Annotated in this window: 1 pseudogene; it reads right to left on the minus strand. The window is 66.4% G+C overall.

Annotated features, from left to right (window positions below):
* Positions 1-598: pseudogene (locus KUM32_RS37365) on the minus strand (RHS repeat protein); the annotation flags it as partial.

Below are 598 nucleotides of genomic sequence, written 5' to 3' on the forward strand. Positions count from 1 at the left end.
CACATGGCGTCGGTCGCCGTCTGGATGTTGTGGTTGGCGTCGAAGGTCGTGGAGCGGTTGCGGTTCAGGGCGTCGGTGGTCTTGGTAACCCGGCCGTCCTTGTCGTGCTCGTACTTGGTGGCGTGGTTCTCCGGGTCGGTGACCGTGGTCGTCCCCGCCGCCCTGGGGTCGGTGGTGTTCGAGTACGCGTAGGTGTAGGTCGGGCCGGTGTGCCCGGAGCCGTTGAACGCGGTGGCCCGCAGCATCGAGCGGACGCGGTTCTGCTCGTCGTAGGTGAAGACCGTCACCCGCCCCTCCGGCGTGGTGATCTTGGTGATGCGTCCGTCGCCGTCGTACGCGAAGGCGGTGGCCTTACCCTCGGTGTCGGCGGTGCGCACCAGGTTGCCGGCCGGGTCGAGGTCGAAGACGGCCGTCCGGCCGGTGTGGTCCTTGGCCTGCCACTGGTTGGGATACGACTTGACCAGGTCGATCCAGCGGCCGGAGCGGGTCTCGGTCAGCTTGAAGCCCTTGTGCTCCTCGCCCTTATCGTGCTGGTCGACAGTGATGGTGCCCTTGTTCTTGTCGGTGACCTTAGTCAGCGTGCCGGGTTCGTTGTAGG

This window comes from Streptomyces sp. AC627_RSS907, assembly GCF_019049165.1.